The organism is Amphibacillus indicireducens (genome assembly GCF_039539605.1).
Taxonomy (GTDB): Bacteria; Bacillota; Bacilli; order Bacillales; family Amphibacillaceae; genus Amphibacillus; species Amphibacillus indicireducens.
Window position 1 is genome coordinate 1 of the sequence record NZ_BAABDL010000131.1, and the last position, 26,248, is coordinate 26,248.

The 26,248-nt window shown below is 40.3% G+C and carries 20 protein-coding genes and 1 riboswitch; of the genes, 8 read left to right on the forward strand and 12 right to left on the reverse strand.

The window, feature by feature from the left end:
- Positions 1 to 211 precede the first annotated feature (211 nt).
- The 4 genes from rpoE to ABD814_RS11870 form a co-directional block, all read right to left on the reverse strand.
- Positions 212 to 766 carry a DNA-directed RNA polymerase subunit delta gene (rpoE, locus tag ABD814_RS11855; RefSeq protein WP_344913424.1) on the reverse strand — a complete coding sequence of 185 codons (555 nt, stop codon included), beginning with the start codon at positions 764 to 766 and terminating at the stop codon, positions 212 to 214.
- Positions 767 to 1,199: 433 nt separating this feature from the next.
- A complete protein-coding gene (locus tag ABD814_RS11860) occupies positions 1,200 to 1,787 on the reverse strand; it encodes a P-loop nucleotide/nucleoside kinase family protein (RefSeq protein WP_344913426.1) in 588 nt (195 codons plus the stop codon).
- 260 nt (positions 1,788 to 2,047) lie between these two features.
- Positions 2,048 to 3,718, reverse strand: a complete 1,671-nt coding sequence (argS, locus tag ABD814_RS11865) for an arginine--tRNA ligase (RefSeq protein WP_344913430.1) — start codon at positions 3,716 to 3,718, stop codon at positions 2,048 to 2,050.
- Entirely contained in the window at positions 3,715 to 4,155 is a 441-nt protein-coding gene (locus tag ABD814_RS11870) for a YwiB family protein (RefSeq protein WP_344913433.1), read from the reverse strand. Before ABD814_RS11870 ends, argS begins: the two co-directional genes overlap by 4 nt.
- 326 nt (positions 4,156 to 4,481) lie before the next feature.
- Here ABD814_RS11870 and ABD814_RS11875 point away from each other — a divergent pair, with 326 nt between their 5' ends.
- Positions 4,482 to 6,371 (forward strand): transglycosylase domain-containing protein, encoded by a 1,890-nt coding sequence (locus tag ABD814_RS11875; protein ID WP_344913436.1) that lies wholly within the window; start codon positions 4,482 to 4,484, stop codon positions 6,369 to 6,371.
- Positions 6,372 to 6,587: 216 nt separating this feature from the next.
- On the opposite strand, the gene ABD814_RS11880 is transcribed toward ABD814_RS11875, so the two are convergent.
- A complete protein-coding gene (locus ABD814_RS11880; RefSeq protein WP_344913439.1) occupies positions 6,588 to 7,082 on the reverse strand; it encodes a YwgA family protein in 495 nt (164 codons plus the stop codon).
- A 10-nt stretch (positions 7,083 to 7,092) separates the two neighbouring features.
- A complete protein-coding gene (locus tag ABD814_RS11885; RefSeq protein ID WP_344913442.1) occupies positions 7,093 to 8,388 on the reverse strand; it encodes an HD domain-containing protein in 1,296 nt (431 codons plus the stop codon).
- Between the two features lie 93 nt (positions 8,389 to 8,481).
- Here ABD814_RS11885 and ABD814_RS11890 point away from each other — a divergent pair, with 93 nt between their 5' ends.
- Positions 8,482 to 9,324, forward strand: coding sequence for a lipoate--protein ligase family protein (locus ABD814_RS11890; protein ID WP_344913445.1), 843 nt, complete (start codon positions 8,482 to 8,484; stop codon positions 9,322 to 9,324).
- 350 nt (positions 9,325 to 9,674) lie between these two features.
- Here ABD814_RS11890 and pta read toward each other — a convergent pair whose 3' ends face one another.
- Complete coding sequence (gene pta, locus ABD814_RS11895; RefSeq protein WP_344913448.1) at positions 9,675 to 10,646, reverse strand: phosphate acetyltransferase; 972 nt, start codon at positions 10,644 to 10,646, stop codon at positions 9,675 to 9,677.
- Between the two features lie 223 nt (positions 10,647 to 10,869).
- Between pta and ABD814_RS11900 the strand changes: the two genes are divergently transcribed.
- Together ABD814_RS11900 and gerQ are read left to right on the forward strand one after the other, a co-directional pair.
- Positions 10,870 to 11,289, forward strand: a complete 420-nt coding sequence (locus tag ABD814_RS11900) for a cell wall hydrolase (protein ID WP_344913451.1) — start codon at positions 10,870 to 10,872, stop codon at positions 11,287 to 11,289.
- Positions 11,290 to 11,314: 25 nt separating this feature from the next.
- Positions 11,315 to 11,746 (forward strand): spore coat protein GerQ, encoded by a 432-nt coding sequence (gerQ, locus tag ABD814_RS11905; RefSeq protein WP_344913454.1) that lies wholly within the window; start codon positions 11,315 to 11,317, stop codon positions 11,744 to 11,746.
- A 61-nt stretch (positions 11,747 to 11,807) separates the two neighbouring features.
- Here gerQ and ABD814_RS11910 read toward each other — a convergent pair whose 3' ends face one another.
- Positions 11,808 to 12,092: a YwdI family protein gene (locus ABD814_RS11910; RefSeq protein ID WP_344913456.1), complete on the reverse strand. Its 285-nt coding sequence runs from the start codon at positions 12,090 to 12,092 to the stop codon at positions 11,808 to 11,810.
- Between the two features lie 1,293 nt (positions 12,093 to 13,385).
- On the opposite strand from ABD814_RS11910, the gene ABD814_RS11915 reads away from it, so the two are divergent.
- The 3 genes from ABD814_RS11915 to ABD814_RS11925 all read left to right on the forward strand — a co-directional run bounded on the left by ABD814_RS11915 (position 13,386) and on the right by ABD814_RS11925 (position 18,019).
- Positions 13,386 to 14,471, forward strand: a complete 1,086-nt coding sequence (locus ABD814_RS11915; protein WP_344913460.1) for an AI-2E family transporter — start codon at positions 13,386 to 13,388, stop codon at positions 14,469 to 14,471.
- 98 nt (positions 14,472 to 14,569) lie between these two features.
- Positions 14,570 to 16,648, forward strand: coding sequence for a DNA helicase RecQ (gene recQ / locus ABD814_RS11920; RefSeq protein ID WP_344913463.1), 2,079 nt, complete (start codon positions 14,570 to 14,572; stop codon positions 16,646 to 16,648).
- Positions 16,649 to 17,134: 486 nt separating this feature from the next.
- Entirely contained in the window at positions 17,135 to 18,019 is an 885-nt protein-coding gene (locus tag ABD814_RS11925) for a helix-turn-helix domain-containing protein (protein WP_344913466.1), read from the forward strand.
- 86 nt (positions 18,020 to 18,105) lie between these two features.
- On the opposite strand, the gene ABD814_RS11930 is transcribed toward ABD814_RS11925, so the two are convergent.
- From ABD814_RS11930 to ABD814_RS11945, 4 genes are all read right to left on the reverse strand, one after another.
- Positions 18,106 to 19,341, reverse strand: a complete 1,236-nt coding sequence (locus ABD814_RS11930; protein WP_344913469.1) for an aminopeptidase — start codon at positions 19,339 to 19,341, stop codon at positions 18,106 to 18,108.
- 65 nt (positions 19,342 to 19,406) lie between these two features.
- Positions 19,407 to 21,290, reverse strand: coding sequence for an ABC-F family ATP-binding cassette domain-containing protein (locus ABD814_RS11935; RefSeq protein ID WP_344913471.1), 1,884 nt, complete (start codon positions 21,288 to 21,290; stop codon positions 19,407 to 19,409).
- A gap of 417 nt (positions 21,291 to 21,707) precedes the next feature.
- Positions 21,708 to 23,138 carry a cardiolipin synthase gene (cls, locus tag ABD814_RS11940; protein ID WP_344913474.1) on the reverse strand — a complete coding sequence of 477 codons (1,431 nt, stop codon included), beginning with the start codon at positions 23,136 to 23,138 and terminating at the stop codon, positions 21,708 to 21,710.
- A 154-nt stretch (positions 23,139 to 23,292) separates the two neighbouring features.
- Positions 23,293 to 23,739 carry an Hsp20/alpha crystallin family protein gene (locus ABD814_RS11945; RefSeq protein ID WP_344913477.1) on the reverse strand — a complete coding sequence of 149 codons (447 nt, stop codon included), beginning with the start codon at positions 23,737 to 23,739 and terminating at the stop codon, positions 23,293 to 23,295.
- A 137-nt stretch (positions 23,740 to 23,876) separates the two neighbouring features.
- A riboswitch (SAM riboswitch) is annotated at positions 23,877 to 23,978 on the forward strand.
- A gap of 178 nt (positions 23,979 to 24,156) precedes the next feature.
- Between ABD814_RS11945 and ABD814_RS11950 the strand changes: the two genes are divergently transcribed.
- Entirely contained in the window at positions 24,157 to 25,836 is a 1,680-nt protein-coding gene (locus ABD814_RS11950; RefSeq protein ID WP_344913479.1) for an O-acetylhomoserine aminocarboxypropyltransferase/cysteine synthase family protein, read from the forward strand.
- Positions 25,837 to 26,248: the final 412 nt, after the last annotated feature.

A 26,248-nucleotide genomic window follows, 5' to 3' on the forward strand; every position in this document is an offset into this window, starting at 1 on the left:
TACAGCTACTACTGCCTTCACTGTTCGGGACTTTCACCCTAGAGTCTGCACCCATGCTGGGCACACAACAAAAACGTCCCCCTGAATCAGGGGGACGCGTAAATTTAAAATCTTTTTGTAGAGCCCAAATAAAATTTTACTCATAGAGTTGATAAAAGTCAAGAGCTTGGTTGGTTAACTTTTAAAATAAAATTACTAACCAGGTTGAGAATTATCTCTCGTACTCATCATCGTCTTCGTCATCTAAGTCATCATCATCTTCGTCGTCATCGTCATACTCGTCATCAAAGTCATCTTCATCGATGAGATCATCGCTTAAAGTTATCGTGTCTTCATCGTCATCATCAACTGAATTTTTATAAGCAGCTTCAACGATGTCGAGTGGGACTTCGGTTAAGTCATCTTCGTCATGATCATCGATTGATGGTTCGTCGTCTTCTTTTTTGGTTGTTTTCTTTTTCTTTTTGCGTTTGACTGGTTGCGTTTCAGTTTGAATAATTTCATCAATTTGTTCAACTGAGTACCAGCTTTTCAGGCCCCATTCGCCTGCTCCTAGTGTTAAGAAGCGTCCGTCTAGATTGAGGTCTGTGTAAAATAGGGCTAGGTATGTTTGTCTTTCTGATTCTGAATAACCTTTTAAATCGGCGACTTGATCAAATATGTCTCTATAGTTCAGCGCTTTGTTTGTTTTTTCTAAAACGATCATGGCTAGTTCGATCATTGAGTATTCTTGTAAATTGTCACGGTTTGTATTGGCTATAGACACCGTTTTTTGCACTCCCTTTAATAAATTATTCGGTTCTTTTTTCATGTGTATTGTAGAGTCACATGAGTCCATCATTTGTACATTATATGAGTATGCTTTATAAATTGCAATATATCTAATTTAAATCTTTTTTTGCACAGGTCGTCATCTGAAGACACTTCGCTTTCCGCGGGGATGGCCTCAGCTAACTTTTGTAGCAAAGATCGCTACAAAAGTGGATCTTCGGCTCATCCTCGGAAATAAAGAGCAATTTCCTTCGTGCGATGTATCGCTGTCGGGGTTTTCCTTGTCCTATTCCCGCTGGAGTCTTCGTGTCTTCAGATGACTACGCCTAATTTATCTTCTCTTTATAAAATATATCTAAACATCCTATAAGTCATCTAATAAACGATTCAAAACTGGTCTCTCTTTTAAATAAAGTCTTGTTATTAGGTTATTTTTCGATGAATGTAATTAGGTTTGTGACTTTTTCTTTGGTTAGTGGGCCTGAGTTGTCGAAGACTAGGATGTTTTCTTCTGGGATGTCCCAGTTGATTTCTGGGACGAAGTTGACGCGTGTTTCGTATTGATCCCAATTTTCAAGTTTCCATGTGTCTCTATCTGTACCTCGTTGTTCGATGCGTTTGCGTTGTTGTTCGATATCTTGTAGTGTCACGACGACAACTTTGACATCAACTTCTACTTTTGTTTTGCCCGCTTCTTTGAGTAAGTTCTCTAAGTATTGTTTGTTTTTTAGTTCTGAAGTAAATGGTGAAATCATAAAGACATTTTGTCCAACTCGCAGGTTTTCAATACAAATATCTAGTGTTGTATCGTATTCTAAATCGCGTAGATTGTCTTTGTAAAATTGTGAATCTCGGTCATCTGGGTCTAATCCTTGTTGTTCAAGGAACTTTTCAACAAAACGACCTCCAACTGTATCGCGATCTAAAAATGCGTTTGGAATTTTAGCTGCGGCTTTTGCTGCCACAGTTGTCTTTCCTGTCCCCGCCACTCCTACAAAATAAACTAACTTTTGCATCCTTCTACACCTCGTTTTTTTACATTTTCTTATATGGTAACGTATCGACTAGAAAATTGCACGATAATTATTGATTAAGACTTATTCTTTAGATTTTTTACTGATTTTTATTAAGAAAACAGCGATTCTCTAATCAGTTGATTCAAGTGTTCGGTTTTTGTTTGATAATTTGATTGAGTCTTTTTGAGCTTAGGAGCATACCGATAGCTCATGTGATTTTTTCCAGTGAAAAACCGAGCTAGATTCGCTCGGTTTTATAATTACATTTGATCTGGTGCGTTGACACCAATTAATTTTAACGCATTGGCAATCGTAATTTTGACTGCTTGCATTAGCGCGAGTCGGGCTTTTGTTTTTTCTGGTTCGTCTGGGTCGAGGACTTTTTCTGCGTTATAGAAGCTGTGAAGCATTGATGCGAGATCGAATACGTATTGTGTCATCCGATGTGGCGCACGGTCTTTAGCAGCATCTGCAATCACCTGCGGGAAGTCACCCAATTGTTTTAATAGGTCTTCTGCTTTTTCGGTTAGTAAATGGTCAGCTAAATAATTGAGATCCGCTTCAAAGCCTTTTGCCTCTGCTTGTTTAAGGAGCGTGCAAATTCGGGCATGAGCATATTGCACGTAATAAACCGGGTTCTCGTTTGATTCTGATTTTGCCAAGTCCATATCAAAATCAAGGTGTGCATCGCTTGAGCGCATGACGAAGAAATAACGCATTGCGTCAATGCCGACCTCTTCCATCAATTCACGGAGGGTAACTGCTTTACCAGTCCGCTTACTCATCTTCACTTTTTCGCCATTTTCAAATAAGTTAACCATTTGAATGATCTCAACTTCAAGCGTCTCTTTTGAGTATCCAAGTGCTTGGATCGCTGCTTTCATTCTCGCGATATAGCCGTGGTGATCGGCACCCCAGAAGTTGATCAGTGTTTTAAAACCACGATCGAGCTTATTTTTGTGATAAGCAATATCTGGTGTTAAGTACGTATACGTACCATCATTTTTAATTAAGACACGATCTTTGTCGTCGCCAAAATCAGTCGTTCTAAACCAAGTTGCCCCACCGTCTTCGTAAGTGTGACCTTTTTGTTCGAGTAAGTGGAGTGCAGGTTTAATTTTATCCTCTTTGTAGAGCGATGTTTCTGAGAACCAGTTGTCAAAATTGACCCGGAAATCAGCAAGATCTTGCTTTAATTTTGCCAGTTCAAATTTCAAGCCGTATTCACGGAAAAAGGCTTGGCGCTCGACTGGATCTTTTTCGACAAAAGCATCTTGATGTGTTTCAACGAGTTCGGCAGCAATATCAAGAATATCCTTACCGTGATAGCCATCTTCAGGCATCGGGAAATCGTGTCCAAGTGCCTGCATGTAACGCGCCTCAATCGATAACGCGAGATTGTTAATTTGATTTCCCGCATCGTTAATGTAAAATTCACGCTCAACTTGATAGCCGGCCGCATCAAGTAAGTTCGCCGTCGTGTCTCCTACAGACGCACCACGTGCATGACCTAAGTGGAGATCACCAGTCGGGTTAGCTGACACGAATTCAATTTGAACTTTTTCACCAAGCCCTGTATTCGTGCGACCATATTGATCAGCTTCAGTTAAAATAACCGGAATTAAGCCTGTTAAATAGCTATTATCGATGAAAAAATTAATGAAGCCAGGTCCGGCAATATCGACTTTTGTAATCGATGCTTGCTTCTGATCGAGCTGTTCAACAAGTTGCTCTGCAATTTGGCGTGGTGCTTTTTTGGCAACACGAGCTAACTGCATGGCGATATTTGTTGCATAATCGCCGTGCGCCTTCTCTTTTGGCTTTTCTAAAATAATCGTTGGAATTTGTTCCTCTGTCGCAAGCTCAGCTTTAATAATCGCCGCTTTAATTTCGGCTTTAAGCTGGTCTTGCATCGTTTGTACAATTGTCATGATTTGTCCTCCTCGATCGTAAGTAAGAGCTTATGTGCTCGCTCCTCTTCCCCGTCCAGTTTTGTGCTATAGTCTAGAGCTAATTCAGCAGTCGTGTTCGTGCTTGTTAGCGGTTTGTAACGAAAATCTAACGTCTCCGTTTCCATGCGAATCGAACCAAACTGGTGTCGATAAATTGTTTCGGTAATTTGAGCCGGCCTGAATTGCTGATTCATCTCAACTGCACCTGAGCGCTTAATCGACACTTGATCCGATTTAATTGTGATCATTGTCGCGACATCCGATTGCTCGTCCGATTTTTCAGTGAAACGAATCACCGTCTGCCGGTCTGTCTCGAATAACTCGCCCTTCGCTTCAACAGTCGTCTGCTGTTTATCGTGTGCATCATCAATTTCAGTTTGTAAGCTTACTTTCACAAAAAGTTTTCCTCGTTGCATCATACCATCCTTAAAACTATCAGTATCCTTTAGTATAGAAATGTTTAGCGAGAAACTCAAGTAACTTCTGCAGAATACTGCACAAATTTTTTAGTTTTTTAGTTTACGTGCGAAAAAACCAGTTTGCGTGCGAACGCACAGTGGAAGCGTGCGAAATTTCCGATTTACGTGCGATCGCACAGTCGATGTGAGCGAACGCACGCAAAGTATCTACACTCAAAATTCTTCAACGTCCCTCCCCACCTCCAACCATTTACTGTTTCGATGTTTAATTTTTTCATAAAAAAGTGATACTGGATAACAGTTAAACATTGGGGGTGAGCGCGATGAGGAAAATTGCGGTGTGGTTGTTAGTTGTGATGGCGGTTGGGTTGGCGAGTTTGATGTTGGCGATTCAATTATTGGGGGAGCCTAAATTAAATGAGCAGCCGATTACGATTTTAGCGGCTGACGGCGAGGAACTTGGAACGGTGTATAGTGATGGTGAGCGGATTTGGCGATCACTTGAGCAGCTGAATCCGTTATTGGTTGAGGCGACGATTGCGATTGAAGATCAGAACTTTTATCATCATGGTGGGTTTGATCTGAAGCGGATTGGTGGTGCTGTCGTAAAAAATTTTAAGCAAAGAAACCTCGCTGAGGGTGCGAGTACGATTTCGCAACAATATGCGCGCAATCTTTATTTAACCCATGAGAAAACGTGGACGCGGAAAATTAAGGAGGCTTTTTATACGATTCGGCTTGAGCATTATTTTGATAAGGATCAGTTGCTTGAGGGCTATTTGAATACGATTTATTATGGTCATGGGATTTATGGTGTTGAAACGGCGAGCCAGTTTTTCTTCAACAAACCGACGACTGAGCTGACGCTTGCTGAGATCGCACTCCTTGTTGCGATTCCGAACCGGCCGAACGCGAATTCACCAATCAAACATTTTGAGACAGCAAAACAGCAGCAAGAAAAAATTCTTTCACTGTTGATGACGGATGGACTGATTACGGAAGCTGACGCCGAGCTTGCCAAACTTGAGTTACTTGAAATTGTTGGCGAATCGAGACAGGACCCGCAATTTGGGTACATCGCTCATTTGGCGATTCAGGAGGCGAGTGTCATCTTAGGTGAACCCGTTCCTGCTGGCTTTAAGCTCCACACAACGATTGAATCAGACCAGCAAGCAGCACTTAATCAAGCCGTTACCGATCATATTGGCGAGCTTCAAGTCGGTGCGATTATGTCCCATCCTGCAACTGGAGCGATTAAAGCACTGATCGGTGGTGTCAATTATCAGCTCAGCCCGTTTAATCGCGCGACTCAAGCGAAGCGGATGGTCGGTTCCACATTCAAACCGTTTATTTATTACACAGCGCTTGAAAACGGCTTTACCGCTGCAACACCACTGATGAGCGAGCCGACGACTTTTGCATTCAGCGACGACAGCTCCTATTCGCCGAGTAATTTTAACCATCTTTACGCCGATCATACCGTCACGCTCGCCCAAGCACTCGCGGTCAGCGACAATATTTATGCTGTCAAAACACATCTTTTCCTGACACCAGAAAAGGTGATCGATCGCACGCGTACCCTTGGGATTACGAGTGAACTCGCCAATGTTCCCGCCCTCGCGCTCGGTACTGCGTCAATCAGCGTCCGGGAAATGGTGACTGCATACAGCCATTTTGCCAATGGTGGTCACCAAGTTGAGCCTTTTTTGGTTGAAAAAATTCTCGATCCGAATGATGAGGTTGTCTATCAACGGGCGTTCGAACTGGGCGAGCAGATGTTGGATGAGCGGTTGACATTTATTTTAAATCAATTATTAACGGGGATGTTCGATCCGAATTTATCAGACTATCTTGCAGTTACCGGTGGGTCAATTAGTGGCGATTTGACTGGTGACTATGCGGGGAAAAGTGGTTCTACGAATACGGATCATTGGATGATTGGTTACAGCCCTGAACTAATTGTTGGTGTCTGGACGGGCTATGATGATAATCGGCCGATTGGTTCAAGTCAGGCGGCGAAGTTGATTTGGCGTGATGCGATTGAAGCTGGTCACAAAAAAAGTGGGAGCAATAGTTTCATCGCTCCTCCTGGTATTGTTGCCGCTTATGTCGATCCGCAAACGGGGCTTTTATCAGACCAAAACTGCCCTGTCAGTCGGCTCATGTTTTTTGTCAAAGGCACAGAACCGATCGGGTATTGTGATTTGCATTAACTTATAACGATTACGATTGTTCTATGAGAATTTAAATTAACTAACCGCTTCGTCAAAATACTTCGCTTACCGCGGGCTTGGCCTTAGCTAACTTGGTAAAGAAAATCACTTTACCAAGTGGATCTTCGGCTCACGCTACTCCCGCAGGTGTCTCAGTATTTTGACTACGCTGATATTTAACTTCAAACTGTACTGATCAACTAAACTAAGTATAATTCACAATTTCAATTGCTCAATAAATTGCCAGGCTTGGGTGAATTCTTCTTGTTTGTAGTTGGCTTTTGCTTTGACTTCTGTTACTTTTTGCTCGACTTCTTCTGGTGTTAGATCATCGAAATATAACATTGTTGCGATCAATTCTAAAAAACGGGCTGATTGATCGTTTAGTCGCTGCACGAGATCTCCGCAAACTGGTAAGTCATCTGGTGCTTGATCAAGAAATTGTCTGCCCTCGTCGTTAAGTATGTAGTGATACTGGATGTAACTTTCCTTCTTTTCTCTTCGCTCGGTTAAAAAACCGAGGTTGCATAGCTCTTCGATTCGTAAGGTGAGTTCTTCTGAGTACGGTCCATAAAAATGAAAGCCAAACTTTTCATTGAATGGTAGCCCGACTTTCTTTAAAATATAAATCATTTTTTGTAGTTTTTTTCGTCCGACGACTTCGTTGGCATCGGTGAAAAATCGAATTAAGCGTGCGTGGTTTAGTAGCATATTGTCACTCCTATTTCATACCTAATAATGCTTTTATTTGTTGTTTTTCTTGACTATCTGGTAATTTTTTAATTCGATCAGCTGGATAATAAAGCTTATGATCCGTTCGTCTTTTTCCTGAAATGGACTCGACGATTTCTGATGCTTCTGATAGCTCTTTTAACTCGCCATTTTCCATCTGCAAATAGATTGGCAAGCGCTCTTCCTCTTCACCTGGTCGGTAAAAATCGTACGGTAAATCCGATGATGAGTCGACCTCTAAATAATAATCCGGATTAATACCAACTTGTTTAAATAACTGTTTGAGTTGAAACAAATCACCCATACTTTCTTTGATGTGAAAGTTCGTATATTTAAATAATTTTCGGTTCACAAAACGGTAGCAAAGGTCAGACAAAATTGAATCTTTTTCGTCTACCCACGTTTGGAAATAATACATCATAATTGTTTCATCTAATTTAATATAATCTTCGAGTTTGATCTCACCAGTGAAAAATGAATAAAAGTGCGTTGGTTCTTTCTGGAACTGATAAGTGTCATTATGTAACTCCTTAACACGTTGGAGAATTTTTGACAAAAGCACTTCAGCACTTCGACTCACTGGGTGGAAATAGACTTGCCAGTACATTTGATAACGGCTCATAATATAGTCTTCAACGGCGTGCATACCGGATGATTTGATCACAATTTTGTCGTCGAGTGGGCGCATCACTCTTAGGATTCGGGCCATATCAAAGTGGCCGTAACTTACGCCAGTATAATAGGCATCGCGCTGTAGATAATCCATTCGGTCGGCATCAATCTGGCTTGAGATTAGGCTGACAATTAGTTTGTCATGGTATGTTTTGTTGATCACTTCGGCAACTTTTTTCGGAAAATCAGGGTTTACTTTTGTTAAAATTTGATTGACTTCTGTGTCGCCTAGGATAATTTGCTTGGTAAAATTCTCGTGATCGAGATCGAAAACTTTTTCAAAGCAATGGGAATACGGTCCGTGTCCTAGGTCGTGAAGCAGGGCCGCAGTTAGGCACAACAGACGTTGCTCGCTGTTCCATTGCAATCGGTCGGTGAAGTTTTCCAAAATCCGACGAATGATTTCATAAACGCCGAGTGAGTGGTTGAAGCGGCTATGTTCAGCGCCGTGGAACGTAATAAAGGTCGTGCCGAGCTGCTTAATTCGGCGTAGGCGTTGAAATTCTCTCGTGCCGATAAGATCCCAGATTACTTGGTCACGGACGTGGACATAGCTGTGGACAGGGTCTTTAAAAACTTTCTCTTCATCAAGTTGAGCGTTTTGATAGGCCATCTGGATTTCCTCCGTTGTTTAGCTAATTAGCTTCTGTGCTTTTTTCATTATATAATAGAATCGTGCAATCTTAAAGGGGAGATGACTGTGAACGTGGATAGATGGCAGGAGATTTTTTCAGAAAAAAAGGTGCGCTTTATTGATCAGCGTATCGGTGAGTTGAAGGTGTGGGAGTCGTTTGCGGTTGATGATGCGTTGGCGGAATCCATTCATCAGGGGGACTCGGCACCGGTTGTGCGTGTTTGGACACATCCGAGGTCTGTGGTGTTGGGCATTGCCGATTCGCGTTTGCCTTTTTTAATAGATGGGGCTCGTTGGTTGAAGACGCAAGGTTATCAGCCGGTGGTGCGTAATTCTGGTGGGCTTGCGGTTGCTTTGGACGAGGGTGTTTTGAATATTAGTTTGTTGATCAATGATCAGGGATCGATTGGGATCCATGAGGGTTATGAAAAAATGGTTCGGTTTATGAAGGCGTTGTTGGCTGATTGGACGGATCAGGTTGAAGCTTTTGAAGTTGTTGGTTCATACTGCCCGGGAGATTATGATTTGAGTATTGGCGGGAAAAAGTTTGCGGGGATTTCGCAACGCCGGATTCGGAATGGGATTGCGATTCAGATTTACTTGTCGGTGACGGCGGATCATCAGGCACGGGCGCGGTTGGTGCGTGAGTTTTATCGGATCGGAATTCAGGGGGAAGAAACGCGATTTGATTATCCCGAGGTTGACCCTAATGTGATGGAAGCGCTGGAAACAATTTTGGGCGTGACGATTACTGTTGATGAAGTTGTGGAGAAGTTGCAGGGGTTATTAGATAGTGCTGGATTGGCGGTTGAGCAGGATCAGCTGACTGCGAGTGAGCTAAAGATCTTTGATAAACGCCGTGGTTTGATGCTCGATCGGAACCAGCGGGCATTAGGAGATTTGTTTAATCAATAAGGAATCGACGCGATCACGTCGATTTTTCATTTTGGTCGGTTGATCATTGATGATTAGTAGCTATTCGTAACCTCTATCATGATCATTCGATGAGACAGGGTACGATTAGCACCTATTCGTTACCTCTATGATGATAATTCAACGAGACAGGGTACGATTAGCACCTATTCGTTACCTCTTGGACGATCATTCGACTAAGTCAGGGTATGATTAGTGGCTATTCGTTACCCCTATGATGATAATTCGACGTGACTGGGTACGATTAGCACCCAATCCACTTACCACAACAGAATCAACAATAAAAAACGCCGATGAGCTTCAATCTTAAACCCATCGGCGTTTTAATTTTTTTATAATGCTTGTGCTGCTGTAATAATCGCGAGTTTGTAGACATCGCCTGTATCGCAACCGCGTGATAGATCGTTAACCGGTTTGTTCAGACCTTGTAGGATTGGTCCAACTGCGTCAAAGTTACCCATCCGTTGGGCGATTTTGTAACCGATATTTCCGGCTTCGAGTCCTGGGAAAACAAAGACGTTTGCGTCCCCTTGGATATCTGCGCCTGGCGCCTTTTTCTCAGCGACGCTTGGGACAAACGCTGAATCAAACTGGAATTCGCCGTCTAGCGTTAATTCTGGCTTCATTTCTTTGGCGATTTTTACCGCTTCAGCGACTTTATCTGTTTCTTCAGATTTGGCTGAGCCTTTTGTTGAAAAACTTAACATCGCGACACGTGGATCAATGTCGAATAGACCTGCGGTTTCAGCAGATGCGATTGCAATTTCTGCTAAGTCCTGTGCATTTGGTGAAATATTAATCGCACAGTCGCCAAAAACATATTTCTCTTCTTGGCGTACCATGATGAAAATACCAGATGTCTTTTTAATGCCCGGTTTTGTCTTAATGATTTGTAGTGCTGGGCGAACAGTGTCAGCCGTTGAGTGTGCTGCCCCACTTACAAGTCCGTCTGCTTTATCCATGTAAACAAGCATTGTACCGAAGTAGTTTTCGTCTAGTAACATTTTGCGTGCTTGTTCTTCTGTCGCTTTTCCTTTACGGCGTTCTACAAAGCTTGCGACCATTGCATCAAATTCAGGATAATCTGCTGGATTTAATACGTCAACATTGTCAAAATTTAAGTTCAATTCAGCAGCCTTCTGTTTCACTTCATCAGGATTTCCCACTAATACAGGTTCAACTAAACCTTCACCAGATAATTGTGCTGCTGCACGTAAAATCCTTTCATCATAACCTTCAGGAAAAACTATTCTCTTGGTGTTTCCAGTTAGTCTATCTTTTAATGTATCAAATAAATTACTCATGCAAAACCCTCCAAAAAATCATTCTGTTATAATCATACGACTTTTTCTGTTTAATGAAAAGAGATAACCCTCAACTTTTTAAAAAGATTCAATTTTTGATCATATTTTGTACAAATTCAATTCTTAATAATAATCTTCCCGATTCTTTTGTTAACAAACATATTTTTAATCCGCGCAACATAAGTATGGTTATAGAATCGCGTTTTAGAAATGGGGTGAACCAATGGCCGTTGTCGCTCATACAGAAAAAGATATTGATCTATTAGCAAGGTTACTCCGCGCTGAGGCTGAGGGTGAAGGGAATCTGGGCATGTTGATGGTTGGCAATGTTGGGATCAATCGAGTGATTGAAAGTTGTCTCGATTTTGCACATGTTCGTTCAATCCAAGATATGGTTTTTCAAAGTCCTGGAGGGTTTGAAGCAACACAAAAAGGCTACTTTTACCAACGTGCTCGTGAGAATGAAAGAAATCTTGCACGCCGTGTCATTCGTGGCGAGCGATTCCATCCAGCGGAAAGATCATTATGGTTTTTTATGCCTGCTGGTTCCTGCCCTGCACAATGGTATGGCCAGTGGAATTCAGGTCGCTTTAAATCACATTGTTTTTACTCACCACTAGCAAGTGAGTGTCCGCGTTTATAATTTTTATTAAAGGAGTGTTAATTAAATGAATGAAGAGAATGATCAACGTCAACAAATCCCAATGCCAGGGATGTATCAAATGCCGATGATGCCACCGCAAGGGTTCCCACCGCCGATGCAACCAATGCCTCAGTTTCCAATGCAACCCGGCTTCCCTCCGTTTCCACAACAGCCAGCTGGGCCGCCACAAGATGAAGATATGTTGCCATTAGAACAGTCATATGTTGAAAATATTTTACGTTTAAATCGAGGGCGAGTCGCAACGATTTATATGACATTTGAGAATAATGAACGTTGGAATGCGAAGATTTTCAAAGGGGTGATCGAAGCGGCTGGGCGTGATCACATTATCATTAGTGATCCTGAAACCGAGAAGCGCTATTTACTGTTAACCATTTACTTAGACTATATTACGTTTGATGAGCGGATTGCCTACGATTATCCGACTCCTTTGTAAAAAATTTACGACCTCTAAATGGCGAGTACCACCAGCTATGAGGTCGTTTTTTATTTCCCGGTTAAAAATCGAGCAATGATTTTGAATCAGATTGCCCATATTTATTTGCTGTGTTTTGATTTGGTGTTTGGTAATTTGAACCGATCATTTTGAGCATTTCTTGTTCGCTAATTGAGGTTTGGCTTGATGGTGTTACTGTTTGCTTTGGCATTTCTTCATCTAAAATCAGATCAGCCAAAAGCTTAATTGCTCGTGCATGTTGTTTGATTTTATCTTGGTCAGTTGTGTGTTTTGCTTGGTCAATTTCAGCCGCCATTTTTGAGACGACTTGTTCAAGACTAATCATTGATATCTCCTCCATAAAGTCGGTTTATTTTTATTTAAAAATAAGTATTTATTCCTTGATTTATTTGTACGACAGGTCGTCATGTCTTCAGATGACTTTGCATAATCCCAATTTCCTGTCAAAATAAATGCATCCACATAAATCATAATGACTTAGTTAAGTATGGCACTTTTTAAACTACAATGATAGAAAATACGAGTGTTATTAAGTACTATTATAACTCAATTAGTTCAGTGTTGGTTGAAATATAACTTTTTTGATGATTGAACGCGCAATCACACTTTTTAACCAAACCGATCTCAATATAACTGAGATTAGCGAATGATTGGACTTTCCAAATCCATTTTATTTTAGCCATGTCTTTAAACAAATCACTGGCATCATCCCATCACTCTACTTAAAACAACGTTACCGACAATGATTTGTAAAAAATTCACCAAAAAAATTCGTGATAGATATAACAAATAGAGCTAATCGTACCCTGTCTTGCTGGAAAATCGCCAGAGAGGTAACGATTAGCGATTAATCGTGCCTGTCTCGCCGGAAAAATCGTTAGAGGAGTAACGAATAGTGCTTAATCGTGCCCTGTCTCGCCGAAAAATCGTCAGAGAGGTAACGAATAAGCACTAATCATCAGAGATCCCCTCAAAATCGTAACGATATCTAACGAATAGGAGTTAATCGTCAGAGATCAACCTCTGAATCAACCCGATCTCTAAAGAATAGGGGCTAATCGTCAGAAATCAACCTCTGAATCAACCTGATCTCTAACGAATAGGAGCTAATCGTCAGAAATCAACCTCTGAATCAACCCGATCTCTAACGAATAGGAGCTAATCGTCAGAAATCAACCTCTGAATCAACCCGATCTCTAACGAATAGGAGCTAATCGTCAGAAATCAACCTCTGAATCAACCCGATCTCTAAAGAATAGGAGCTTATCATCAGGTATCTCACTTAAAATGCCCTTGATATACAATGAAAAGCGACAAATTGTTAGACATTACTCATAAAGGTCATTAGACACCTGATAAGCACAAAGTTATCCAAAAATAACTAACTTTACAATTTACTATACAAATAAAAAAGTTTGGAAAACTTTTTTTATTTAGCTGAGGCTGAGGCCGATCCCGCGGAACCCATCCGCCTAGAGTGGAGATCACCGTGCAAGCTCGATTACATTTTTTCATATTTTAACTTATTGATTCATCATAAATTTCTCTCAATTTTTAGCCTATTTTGGCGATTGTGTGCTATGATAAAGCTAAATTATGTTGGAAGGGTTTGAGTCATTTGTCAGAGAGAAAATCATTTCGTTTTTTACTTTATGCTGTGCTTATTTTTACCGTTATTTACTTGATTAGCCTCACCGCCTTTATCTTTAAACCAATTGGCTTACTGCTCGCAGCGATTGCTGTTCCGATCGTTGGTGCTGGTTTGCTGTTTTACATAACGAACCCGTTAGTCAACTTGCTTGAGCGCTATAAAGTTAAACGGGTTTTCGGAATTGTGATTGTCTTTCTACTCATGATTGCAGTCGGTTTTTTCAGTGTTTATTTTGTCATCCCACCGATTCAAGACCAGTTTATGCGGTTAGTTGACACCTTCCCTCAAATTGCCGCTTGGTTTGAGGAGTTATGGGTTTTTTGGCAAAATCGCCAAGATTATATTCCCGAATCACTTGTTGATTCGATTCAAAATGTGATTAATAATTTAGATACCTATGCTGAACAAATTGTTGGCTCGTTATTCTCTTTTATTGGCTCGTTTGTTAGCTTTATCTTCGCTTTAGTGATGATTCCATTCTTCTTATTTTTTATGTTAAAGGATGGTCCGAAGTTTATTCCATTTGTAACAAGCTTTTTAAGCAAGCCAAAAGCAAAAAGTTTAACAACGCTATTAACGAATATCAACGATGTTCTTGCATCATTTATTCAGGGGCAATTGTTAGTCAGTTTATGTGTCGGAGTTATGCTATTAATTGGTTATTGGATCACCGGCTTAAATTATGCGTTAATGTTTGCCGTTTTCGGTCTCTTTATGAACTTGATTCCATTTATCGGTCCTTGGCTTTCAGCGATTCCTGCTGTTATTGTTGGTTTCTTCCAAGATCCAATGGTTGGTGTTTGGACGGCAATTGTGATGATTATTGCCCAACAAGTTGAAAGTAGTCTAATTTCGCCAAATATCATGGGTAAAGTGTTAAAATTACATCCATTAACGGTCATTACCGTTATTTTAGCCGCTGGCGCAATTGGTGGATTTTTAGGGATTCTCTTTGCTGTACCTGCTTATGCTGTCGCAAAAACAATTACGACACATTTTTATCATATTTATACAGACAATCACCGGCCTGCTGGTGAACGTAATCTCTTCTAAATTGACTCACTCGAGTCCGCCATCATCATGGTATGCTGATGCTTAATTATCAACGTACCATCATTTTGGGGAGAATTTTTTAAAGAAAGGTGGTTTAAATGAGTTTAATTCAATCACAACAGATTTTACAGGATTATTTTGGTTTTGCTGATTTTAGGACGGGGCAAAGGGAGTTGCTCATGCGTGTGTTTGAGGGGAAAAATGCGCTTGGGATTATGCCTACGGGTGGTGGTAAGTCGTTATGTTATCAGATTCCGGGGATTTTGTTGGATGGGACTGCGATTGTGATTTCGCCGCTGATTTCGTTGATGAAGGATCAGGTTGATAGTTTGCATACGTTGGGTGTTAAGGCGACGTATATTAATAGTAGTTTGACGAGTGATGAGTATGGTGAAAGGATGCAGTTATTGCGTCAGGGGTATTATGATTTGATTTATGTTGCGCCTGAGCGGTTTGATAATCCTTTCTTTATGGATGTGATCGATCGGCTCCAAATTTCGTTCATTGCTTTTGATGAGGCTCACTGTATTTCGCAGTGGGGGCATGATTTTAGGCCGAGTTATCGTTCGATCATTGACACAATTGATCAGCTTGAGGGGATTCCATTTCGGATCGCATTAACCGCGACGGCGACTGAAGAAGTCATTCAAGATATTCAGAGTTTACTACAGATTGATGATGATTCCGTTGTTAATACGGGCTTCTACCGTGAAAACCTCCACTTCCACGTTGTTAAAGGTCAAGGTAAACAGGACTTTCTGGACAGTTATCTTCCAAATCATAAACAAGAATCGGGGATTATTTATGCGCCGACGCGTAAGCTTGTTGAGTCGATTCATGCTCAGCTGATTAAGCGTGGCTTTAGAGCTGCCTATTATCATGCGGGCCTGGCTGAGGATGTTCGCAGAAAGCAACAGAATCGGTTCATTAATGATCAAGTTGAAATTATGGTCGCGACGAATGCGTTTGGGATGGGGATTGATAAGTCGAACGTTCGGTATGTGATCCATTATAGTTTGCCGATGAACATTGAGGCTTACTATCAAGAAGCGGGTCGGGCTGGGCGTGATGGTGAAGTGAGTGATTGTATTTTATTATTTTCTGGTCAAGATAGTCATTTGCAAACATTTTTTATTGATCAATCGGAGCTCGATGATGAGAAAAAAGCGCTTGAGTATAAAAAGCTCCGGGCGATGATCAATTATTGCCATACCGACAATTGTTTACCGTGTTATATTCTTGATTATTTTGGTGAAAAAAATCCTTACAATGATTGCGGTCATTGTACGAATTGTACCGATCAGAGTGAAAAAGTTGATCGCACCCGTGATGCACAGATGGTCTTATCTTGCGTGATGCGTATGGATCAGCGCTTTGGGGCGACGTTAACTGCCAAGGTGCTTAAAGGATCGGCTGATAAAAAAGTGAAGCAGTTCGGTCTTGATCAGCTATCGACGTACGGGCTGATGAAGCAACGGACTGAAAAACAGATTACTGAATTTATTCATTTTCTCGTTGCTGAAGATTATTTATCAACAGGCGATCATCGTTTTCCAATTTTGAAATTGACACAAAAAGCAGCCAATGTTTTGAAAGGCCACGAGCAAGTTTGGATGCGACAAACTGAAGTCCAACAAACAGTAGAAGCTGATTTCGATCAAAAACTTTTCGAACAGTTCCGTCAGCTCCGAAAAGAAATTGCTACCGAGGAAAACGTTCCGCCTTACGTTGTCTTTTCAGATGCTACGCTAAAAGATCTATGCCGCTTCTTGCCCGAAAACAAAGAAGAAATGCTTGCAATTAAAGGAATTGGCTTGAAAAAATTCGGTTCCTATGGTGAGGCATTTTTAGAAATTATTCAGCTGAAAACAAGTGATCAACCGAGCCACCTGATTAGTTATCAATTGTATGATTCCGGTCAGCCGATTGAATTGATCGCTAACAGACGCCAGCTGAAAGAGGATACGGTCGCATCACATTTATTTAAAGCTTATCAAGAAGGACGCACTCTCAACTGGGACGATTTTTTTGATGATGAAATTGAGGAAACAGTCCTAGAAGCATATGAGTGGCTCGACGAACCACAGTTGAAGCAAATCAAAGACGCCGTTTCTGACCATATCGATTACACGATGATCAGGGCAGTTCTAGTTAAAAACGAGTTATGGGAATCATAATTTTCAAAGTAAAAAGTCATTCGTGATTAAATCACGAATGACTTTTTTTGTGCCTAATTCTCTCTTTTTCAACTGATTTCCCTTTAATATCCACCAATAGTATGTAATTTTACAGTAAACTACATCTTTTTTACATATGTCAGATAACCTAGAGTTGAGTTAATAATTAGTAAAAAGGAGGTTATCGACATGACTGGTTGGTTAATCGATGGTTATTAAAATTAATTTCGTCAATTAAACACTTTTTGGATTTTTCTTGATAGCACATTTTTCTATTTTCCAATAAACATTTTGATTATGGAAAATAAAATATGTGCTTTTTTTTGCTGATTTAACAAAAAAACAGCTTATAATTTTATTATCTCACCTTTTATAAAAATTATTTGATATACTGTAAATATTCAGTAAAATAGTTTTTACTTTTTTAAAAAAGCTTAAATAAAGCTGCTACCACATGAAACTACCAAAGTTATTAGGAGCGGAAACATGACACTCGGTAAAACAATCAAGCGCATTCGAAAAATGAAAAATATTAAGTTGAAGAATATTTGTGGTAATGTCATTGAGATGGGTAATTATTGGCGTTTTGAACAAGGTCAAATATCAGTTTCAGCTGATACTTTTTATCAAATTATTAATAATTTAAATATTACCTTTGAGGAATTTGAGTTCTATCATAATGATTTTAAGATCAATACATTAGATCGACTAGGAAAGAAAATGATTCAGGCTTTTCAATCCATGAATGAGGATCTATTAAAAGAGATTTCCGAAAAATCAAAACTTGAATATAATAAAACTCAACAGATTAAATATAAGCATCTTCATTATCTGTCAAATATCTATATCGATTTAATAAATAATCAATCTATTGACCCTAAATCGATCAGTGAAATAAAAGAGTATTTAACAAATTGTGAACAGTGGGGGTACTATGAAGTTTCTCTATTTAACAATATTCTTTTTTGTTTCGGAGACTTAGACACTATTTTAATTTTATACAAGCGTATGAACCAATCATACCTAAGGGCAAAATCACTTCATAAAACGCCCAATGCTGAGATCATGCTTGCTACTAATCTAATCACTCTATGTTTAGAGAAAAAATCATATAGTAAAGCTCAAGAAATTAATCAATTTATACAAGAAAAGAAAATTGGCGAACGTTCGATGTTTGCTAGAACCTTATTATTGTGGTGTGATGGAATAATAAATAAAATTGTTTTTAACAATGAAGATGGATTAAAAAAAATTCAGACAAGCCTACAGATAATGGATACATTGAATATGGAATCTAATCTGAAGATGTTTAACAGGTGGACAAAAGAACTGTTTGAAAAAAATAATTTAAGCAATAATTCATTATTTTAACCCCACTCCTTACAATAAAAAAAACAGTTCCAAAGCCGGTCACCCCACGCTTCAGAACTGTTTTAAATTTTTTATAAAATAATTAATTAAATATCAAACGCCCATGCGCCTTTGCGGAAGACAGCTTCTGTTGAGCCATCAGGTAAAATCCCGTCAATGTCCAACTCGGCTGAACCGATCATAAAGTCAACGTGTGTTAAGCTGTCGTTCACGCCGTGCTGATCGAGCTCTTCTTCAGACATGTCTGAGCCACCTGCTAAATTCGTCGGATAAGCTTTTCCTAACGCAACGTGGCATGATGCATTTTCATCATACAATGTATTATAGAAAATTAAGCCAGACTGTGAAATTGGTGATGCGTCTGGAACGAGCGCTAACTCACCTAGACGTTTGGCACCTTCATCCGTTTCAAGTAAATTTTTCAGCGTATCATAACCTTGCTCCGCTTCAAAATCAACAACTTGTCCATCTTTAAACGTTAAGCTGAAATGATCAATCGTATTCCCATTATAAACAAGTGGTTTTGTATTGCTGACTACACCGTTCACCTCATATTTATGCGGGACTGTAAAGACTTCCTCTGTCGGCATGTTCGGGTTGAAATGCAGACCATCTGTCGTATAAGCGCCGCCACCTTTCCAAATATGCCCTTTTGGCAAGCCAAACGTAATATCTGTACCTGGTGCTTTGAAAATTAAGGCCTGATACTTTTTCTCGTTTAAAATTGCGTGGGCATTTTTCAGTGTTTGATTATGCTCGTCCCATGCTTTGATCGGGTCTTCTTGATCGACACGAACGATTTTGAAAATTTGTTCCCAAAGCTTTTCTTTCGCTTCTTCCGCTTCTAAACCTGGGAAGATTTTTTGTGACCAATCGCCTGTTGGGATTGAAATAATTGACCACGCAATTCGATCGTTCATCGTATATTGTCTAAATTCCTTCATTGCCTCAGCACTTGCTTTCGAAGCTGCCGCAACCTTCTTCGCGTCAACATCTTTCAGTAAATCTGGATTTGTTGAACGAATTGATAATAACGCCCCACCATCTTTGGCAAAGTCTAAGTACTTATCAACTTGCCACGGACGGACATCCGTCAACACTGCTTCCGATTCATTTTGATACTTCAGTAATGAAATCTCATCATCTTGCCAGTTAATTAAGACACTTTTTGCCCCTAGTTCATACGCTTTACGGACGACGATTCGAGTAAACTCAATCCCCTCAATCGATGAATTGACCATCAACGCTTGACCTTTTTGCAAGTTAACACCCGTTCTCAAGGCCAGCTCAGCATACTTTTCTTGTAATTTTACATCTGCCATTTGTAAACCCTCCAATTTTTAATCTCATTCTATTATACATCACTTATTTCGGTTTATGAAATATCTTATTCCTGCTCAATTGCTTCGACAATCAACGACAACTCTTCCCAACGCTCCATCTTTACCTCAAGCTCATCCTCCAATTCAAGCTGACGATCATAATGCTTATGCACCGCATCAGCATCCGCCCCAGCTTCAATTACCGCCTCTTTCTCAACCTCAATCGCTTCCTCCAACGCCTCAATCTCATCCTCAATCGTCGCCCACTCCTTCTGCTCCTGATAAGACAAACGCCGTTTCTTCGGACGCGATGGGACAGGCTTCGACTTTTCCTCGGCAGGCTCACTTTTTGGTTCCGTTTGTTTTGCTAAAAACTCACTATAGTTGCCGTAAAAAGGTTCGATTGTTCCCGACTCCTTAAAGACGAGTAGTTGTTCCACTACACGATCGAGGAAATAACGATCGTGGGAAACGGTAATTACGACACCGGGGAAGCTATCCAAATAGTCTTCAAGAATCGCTAACGTATGTGTATCTAAATCGTTGGTCGGCTCATCAAGTAGTAAAACATTCGGCTCTTCCATCAATACTTTTAATAAATAAAGTCGACGCTTTTCCCCACCTGAAAGTCGGCGAATATATGTCCACTGTTGCGAACGCGGGAATAAAAAGCGTTCGAGCATTTGCTCTGCCGTGATCGTTTCATTTTTTTCGGTATGAATAACTTCCGCAGTTTCTCTAATGTACTCGATGATTTTCAGGTTTTCGTCCATGTCGCTATGATCTTGTTGGTAATAGCCAAATTTAACGGTTGGACCTGTTTCAATTTCTCCTTGATCAGGAGTGATTCGTTCGGCAATCAGGTTCAGTAACGTCGATTTACCGGTACCATTCGCACCGACAATCCCGATTCGGTCACCAGGTTTGATTAAAAATGAGAAATCAGTGATTAATTTGTTCGCATCGTAGCTTTTTGAAATGTTGTGCAATTCGAGCACTTTTTTTCCTAATCGTGTTGAACCAACACCGAATTCGAGCTCCGATTGATCTGTCGCGAACGTTTTTGTTTGCATCTCACCAATCCGCTCAATTCTAGCTTTTTGTTTAGTCGAGCGAGCACGTGCCCCTCGTTTGAGCCAGGCCATTTCACTTCTCAACACATTGGCGTGCTTCTGTTCATCTTGCTTTGCTAATTCGAGTCGTTCTGCTTTTTTTGTTAAGTATGTTTCATAATTTCCAGTATATTGATAGAGCTGACCGAGATCAAGCTCATAAATTTTCGTTGTCACCCGATTGAGAAAATACCGATCGTGCGTCACGAGCATAACCGCCCCTTGATAAGTCGGTAAAAATTTCTCCAACCACTCAATTGACTCGTGATCTAGGTGGTTCGTCGGCTCATCAAGAATCAGCAGATGTGCTGGCTGGACGAGCGCTTTTGCTAAGGCGACTCGTTTCTGTTGTCCTCCAGATAAAGTGTTGATTTTTTGATCAAATTGATCAATTCCCAATTTCGTCAAAATTGTTTTTGCCGTCGTCGCAGCATCCCACGCGTCCTGTTGATCCATTTTTGTTTGCATCTTTGTAAACGCTACTTGTGCATCTGGATCGGTTGGATTTTTACCTAAGTTGAACAACGCTTGTTCATACTCACGAAGAATCGTCATCACTTCTGATTCACCAGCAAAAATCTCAGCCAACACTGTTCGGTCATGGTTCAGATTTGGCTCTTGTGATAAATAGGCAATCTTAAAATCACGCGCATGGTTGAGTGCCCCATGATCACGATCCTCTATTCCGGCAATCACCTTTAACAGCGTCGACTTCCCCGTCCCATTCACACCAACAATTCCAATGCGATCGCGATTTTGGATTGAAAAAGATAGTTGATTAAATAACGTTTTTTCTCCATACGTCTTAGTTAAGTTTTCAATTGCTAAAATCTCCATCTAACGATCCCCCGCTTCTCTTGCTAGTATAATACAGACACGTTATTCGAACAAATTTTATAATTAATCATTTGATTGAGGAAATTGCAGACAAGTTAGAGAAAATACAGACGAATTCGATGAATGTGCACATCTTAACTGAAATATGCACAAGTTCGGTGATTTATGCACATCTTAGCTGAAATGTGCACAAGTTCGGTGATTTATGCACATCTTAGCTGAAATATGCACAAGTTCGGTGATTTGTGCACATCTTGGCTGAAATATGCACAAATTCGGTGATTTATGCACATCTTAACTGAAATATGCACAAGTTCAATGATTTGTGCACAACTTAGTTGAAATGTGCACTTGTTCCTCTCTCAAGCTAAAACAGATGAAGCAAACTTAGTTGCTCCATCTGTTGTGGTGAGTTTTTTATAAAATTGGTGAAATCAATCGGGCGATTGATTCTTTGATTTTTATCCAGAGCGATCTTTGTTGGTATGCTTCTAATGTGAGTAGATCAGATTTTGACATATCCTCTTCAAAGTGTGCAAGCAGGCGTTGAGTGACTTCTTCGCTGTAGAGAAAGGCGTTGACCTCAAAGTTCAATCGGAAGCTTCGGACGTCGATGTTTGCGGTTCCGACTGAGGCGATTTTTCCATCGACCATAATTGTTTTGGCGTGGAGGAAGCCATTTTGATAAATATAAACTTTTGCGCCAGCTTCGAGCATGTTGCCAATATAGGAATATGTCGCCCAGTAAACGAATGGGTGGTCTGGTTTATTCGGGATCATAATTCGGACATCGATGCCGGATAGGGCAGCGATTTTTACGGCGTCGGCAAGACTTTCGTCTGGGATAAAGTATGGTGTCTGAATGTAAACATAGTCTTCCGCTTCCATCAACAATTTGATGTAACCATATTTGATTTGCTCCCAGTCTGAGTCCGGGCCACTTGAAACAATTTGCATTCCGACGTTTCCTTGTGGTTCTGCTCGATAATAGGCTGAATCATAGAGGATCAGTTGGTGCTTCGATGCTTGATTCCAGTCTAAAATAAAGCGAGTTTGGATGCTACGGACGGATTCCCCGACGATCCGTAAATGTGTGTCGCGCCAGTATCCGTACTTCTTAACTTTTCCGAGATACTCATCGCCGACATTAAATCCACCGATATAGCCAATTTTCCCATCAATCACAACGACTTTACGATGATTTCGGTAGTTAATCTTAAAATTGACTTTTGGAATTAATGACGGGAAAAATGCCTCAACGATGACACCCGCTTTTTTCAATTCCCAAATAAATTGTTGACTCAATTTTCGTGAGCCAAAATCATCATACAAAAAGCGAACGGATACGCCTTCCTTGGCTTTCAGCTTTAGAACATCGGCAATTTTTCGGCCTAAGTTATCATCTCGATAGATGTAATATTGAATATGAATGTGGTCCTCTGCCGCAACTAAATCCTTGATCAGCTGATCAAACTTTGCCTGTCCATCATTAAAAATCTCGACGTCATTTTCTTGAGTCAAGATTGCATCGTTGTTGCGTAGATGTAAGTAAAATAAATCGATATTATCTTGGTAAAGCTCCCGGATTGGAAAACTTCCTTCATCAAGTAATTGCAGTTGATTTTCGACTGCTTTTTTGACGCCTAATTTACTTTTGTTATCCCAAATAAACAGCTTTTTTCGACTCAGTTTTCGGCCAAAAACTAAATAGAGGAAAAAACCAAAAATCGGTACAAACGTAATGACAAGAATCCAAGCCCAAGTCGAGGTTGGATTTCTGTGTTCAAGAAACACCAACACAATGACTAAGAGAAAGTTAAAAATAAAAATAAGTTCAGTAATCCCCAATGTATTTCTCCTCCCATCACTATTCATACATAATATACCACACCACTCAATAAATGTTCACTATTTTCATTTGTTTTAAAGAAAAAAACGCTTTTGATCGCCGTAAGGACGTAAATCAAAAGCGAATCACCCAATTGAGTGGGTGAATTTTTGACTAATCAATTGATAGGTCTCTTTTTTTAATCACTTGTTTCTTGGCTTTTACTTTAAGTAAGCCTTGCTGAAAATCTGCTTGTAATGTTGATGGGATAATCGTGCCTGGAAGGTTGATGATGCTTTCGCGAGCGCGATGGAATTGTTTTGATTGGTAGTAATCTCTTTGGTCGTCTTTTATTTCTTGGTGTTTGTCTTCTGTGACGCGGACGATTAGTCGGTTGTCTCTAATTAAGAGTTGGATTCGGTCTTTGCTGATGCCGGGTAATTGATATGTGACAATCCATTCCTGATCGGTGTTTTTAACATAAGTGGGAATTTGTCTGTTTTGAAAAAATTGGTCGATCGATGCAAGCAAACTGTCATCGGGATAGCGCTGAAATAGGCTATCCATTTTTTTGACCCAGTCGCGGGCGATTTTCATAAAGTCCTGATCATGTTCGGTCATTTTCCTCACACTCCTATCTTCAATTAATTTATGCATTGGGTTAAATAAATGTTAATTTGTCTAAATAGTTTAAATTTTTTAAAAAATCACTTGACGGATGAGAAAATCTACTCTATAATCCTTAATAATATGTATAGCGCTTATCAAGAGTGGCTGAGGGAATAGGCCCTGTGAAGCCCGGCAACCTACGTGAAAGAAAGGTGCTAAATCCTACAGATTATTAATCTGGCAGATAAGACGAGGCTAAGACACCGCAAACCTCTTCTTACCTAAGGAGAGGTTTTTTTGGTAGATAAGAAAGTATAACAACTTTCTTACTACATAAGTGCAACTAAAGCATTCGCCTAAAGGCTTGGCGAATGCCAAGTTTTCTAATAAATAAAGTTATACATACACAATTAGAGGAGGAGATTCAAAATGACAAAAAGTAATTTTCGCTCGACTGGTGTAGAAACGCAATTAATTCATGGGGGACAACAGGTTGATCCGACAACTCAATCGCGTGCTGTACCGATCTACCAAACTACTTCTTACGTGTTTCGTGATACGGAGCATGCGCAAAATTTGTTCGCTTTAGCTGAGCCGGGTAATATTTATTCGCGGATTATGAACCCGACGCTTGATGCATTTGAGCAGCGTGTGGCGCTTTTAGAAGATGGTGTTGGTGCAGTGGCTACTGCTTCAGGAATGTCAGCAATTACGTTAGCGATTTTTAATATTGCCGGTACAGGCGATGAAATCATTACCGATAGTAATCTTTATGGTGGAACTTATAATTTATTTAAGCAAACTTTACCTAAGTATGGCATCAATGTTGTGTTTGTTGATGGAACAGATCCAGAGAACTTCAGAGCTGCGATCACGGATAAGACGAAAGCGATTTTTGCTGAGACGATTACGAACCCTTCTTTACATGTATTTGATATTGAGGCAGTTGCTGATATCGCACATGAAAATGGCATTCCATTACTAATTGATAATACATTTGCTTCACCTTATGGCGCTAAACCAATTAAATGGGGTGCAGATGTCGTGATTCACTCTGCAACAAAATGGATTGGTGGTCATGGTACGTCAATTGGTGGAATTGTTGTTGATGCTGGTCGTTTCGATTGGACTAACGGACGGTTCCCTGGTTTCACTGAACCAGATGAGTCATACCACGGTGTTCGATTTGGTACAGATGTAGGTCCAGCTGCTTTTGCTTTGAAATTACGCGTTCAATTATTGCGTGATATCGGTCCAGCTCTAAGTCCACAAAATGCCTTTTATTTCTTACAAGGACTTGAGACACTTAATTTAAGAGTGAAGCGACATTCAGAAAATACTGAAAAGGTTGCTCAATATTTAGTTAACCATCCAGAAGTTGAGTGGGTCAATTATCCAGGTCTAGAGTCACATCCTTCTCATGAGTTAGCGAAAAAATATTTAATTGATACGTATGGTTCAATTATTACCTTTGGTGTGAAAGGTGGTCGTGAAGTTGGTCGAAAAGTGATTGATAACATTGAATTGTTCTCTCACGTTGCCAACGTTGGCGATGCAAAATCATTAATCATTCATCCAGCTTCAACAACACACCAACAGCTTGACGCGGAAGGATTAAAAGCGAGTGGTGTATCTGAATCACTCATTCGTTTATCTGTTGGTTTGGAGAGCTTTGATGATATTGTTGCTGACTTGGATCAAGCAATCGCAAAAGCAACTGATACAGAACCAACAATCAAGCCAACACTTGATGATGCTGTTCGTTGGGTGCTTGACTCACCGTTTGCTCGTGAAGATGGTGGCATTCGTCCGAAGAATATTGTCGTTGCGGGCGATCAGTCAAAACATAATTGCTTGAAAAAACTCGCTAACTTAGGCTTTAAATTTACTGATTTAGCGGCTAATGACCAACCGATTGATTTATTGTTTGTGTCTGATCCGAGTGTAATTGATCAGTTACCAGCTGACGCAAAGCTCGTTTGGTTTAGAACAAAAGATGACTATAGCGCATTGAAGGCACAAGCAGAAGAAAATAATCAATTTTACGTTGAAGATCAATGCCTATTCGGCGCAGCCAAACAAGTCCGCGCCAACCCTAAGCATGATTAATTATAAGTAAAGAAGCACTTTAACTACCGCAGCTGAAATATACTCCCTTTCCGCGGGCACGGCCTCAGCTAACTAATTAAAGCAAAAATCGCTTTAATTAGTGGATCTTCGGACTCGTGCTGGGACTGCGGTTACTCGTCCCACCGAAGCCATTTGTTCCCGCAGGAGTGTCGCATATTTCATCTGCTAGATGGTAAGAGTTCAATAATAATGAACTCTTACCTTTTTTATTTTGATTATAATGCTCGTCGTTATTCCCTGATCCAGAGTGAAAATCATCGGGGTATTACATACATAATCTAGTCATTTAAGAAGATCCGTTTTATTTTCTGAGAGAACGGGAATAAATATGATAATACAACCTAGATTATTCATAGCCCAATCATAAAACCTGAATAAACCGCATCAAATC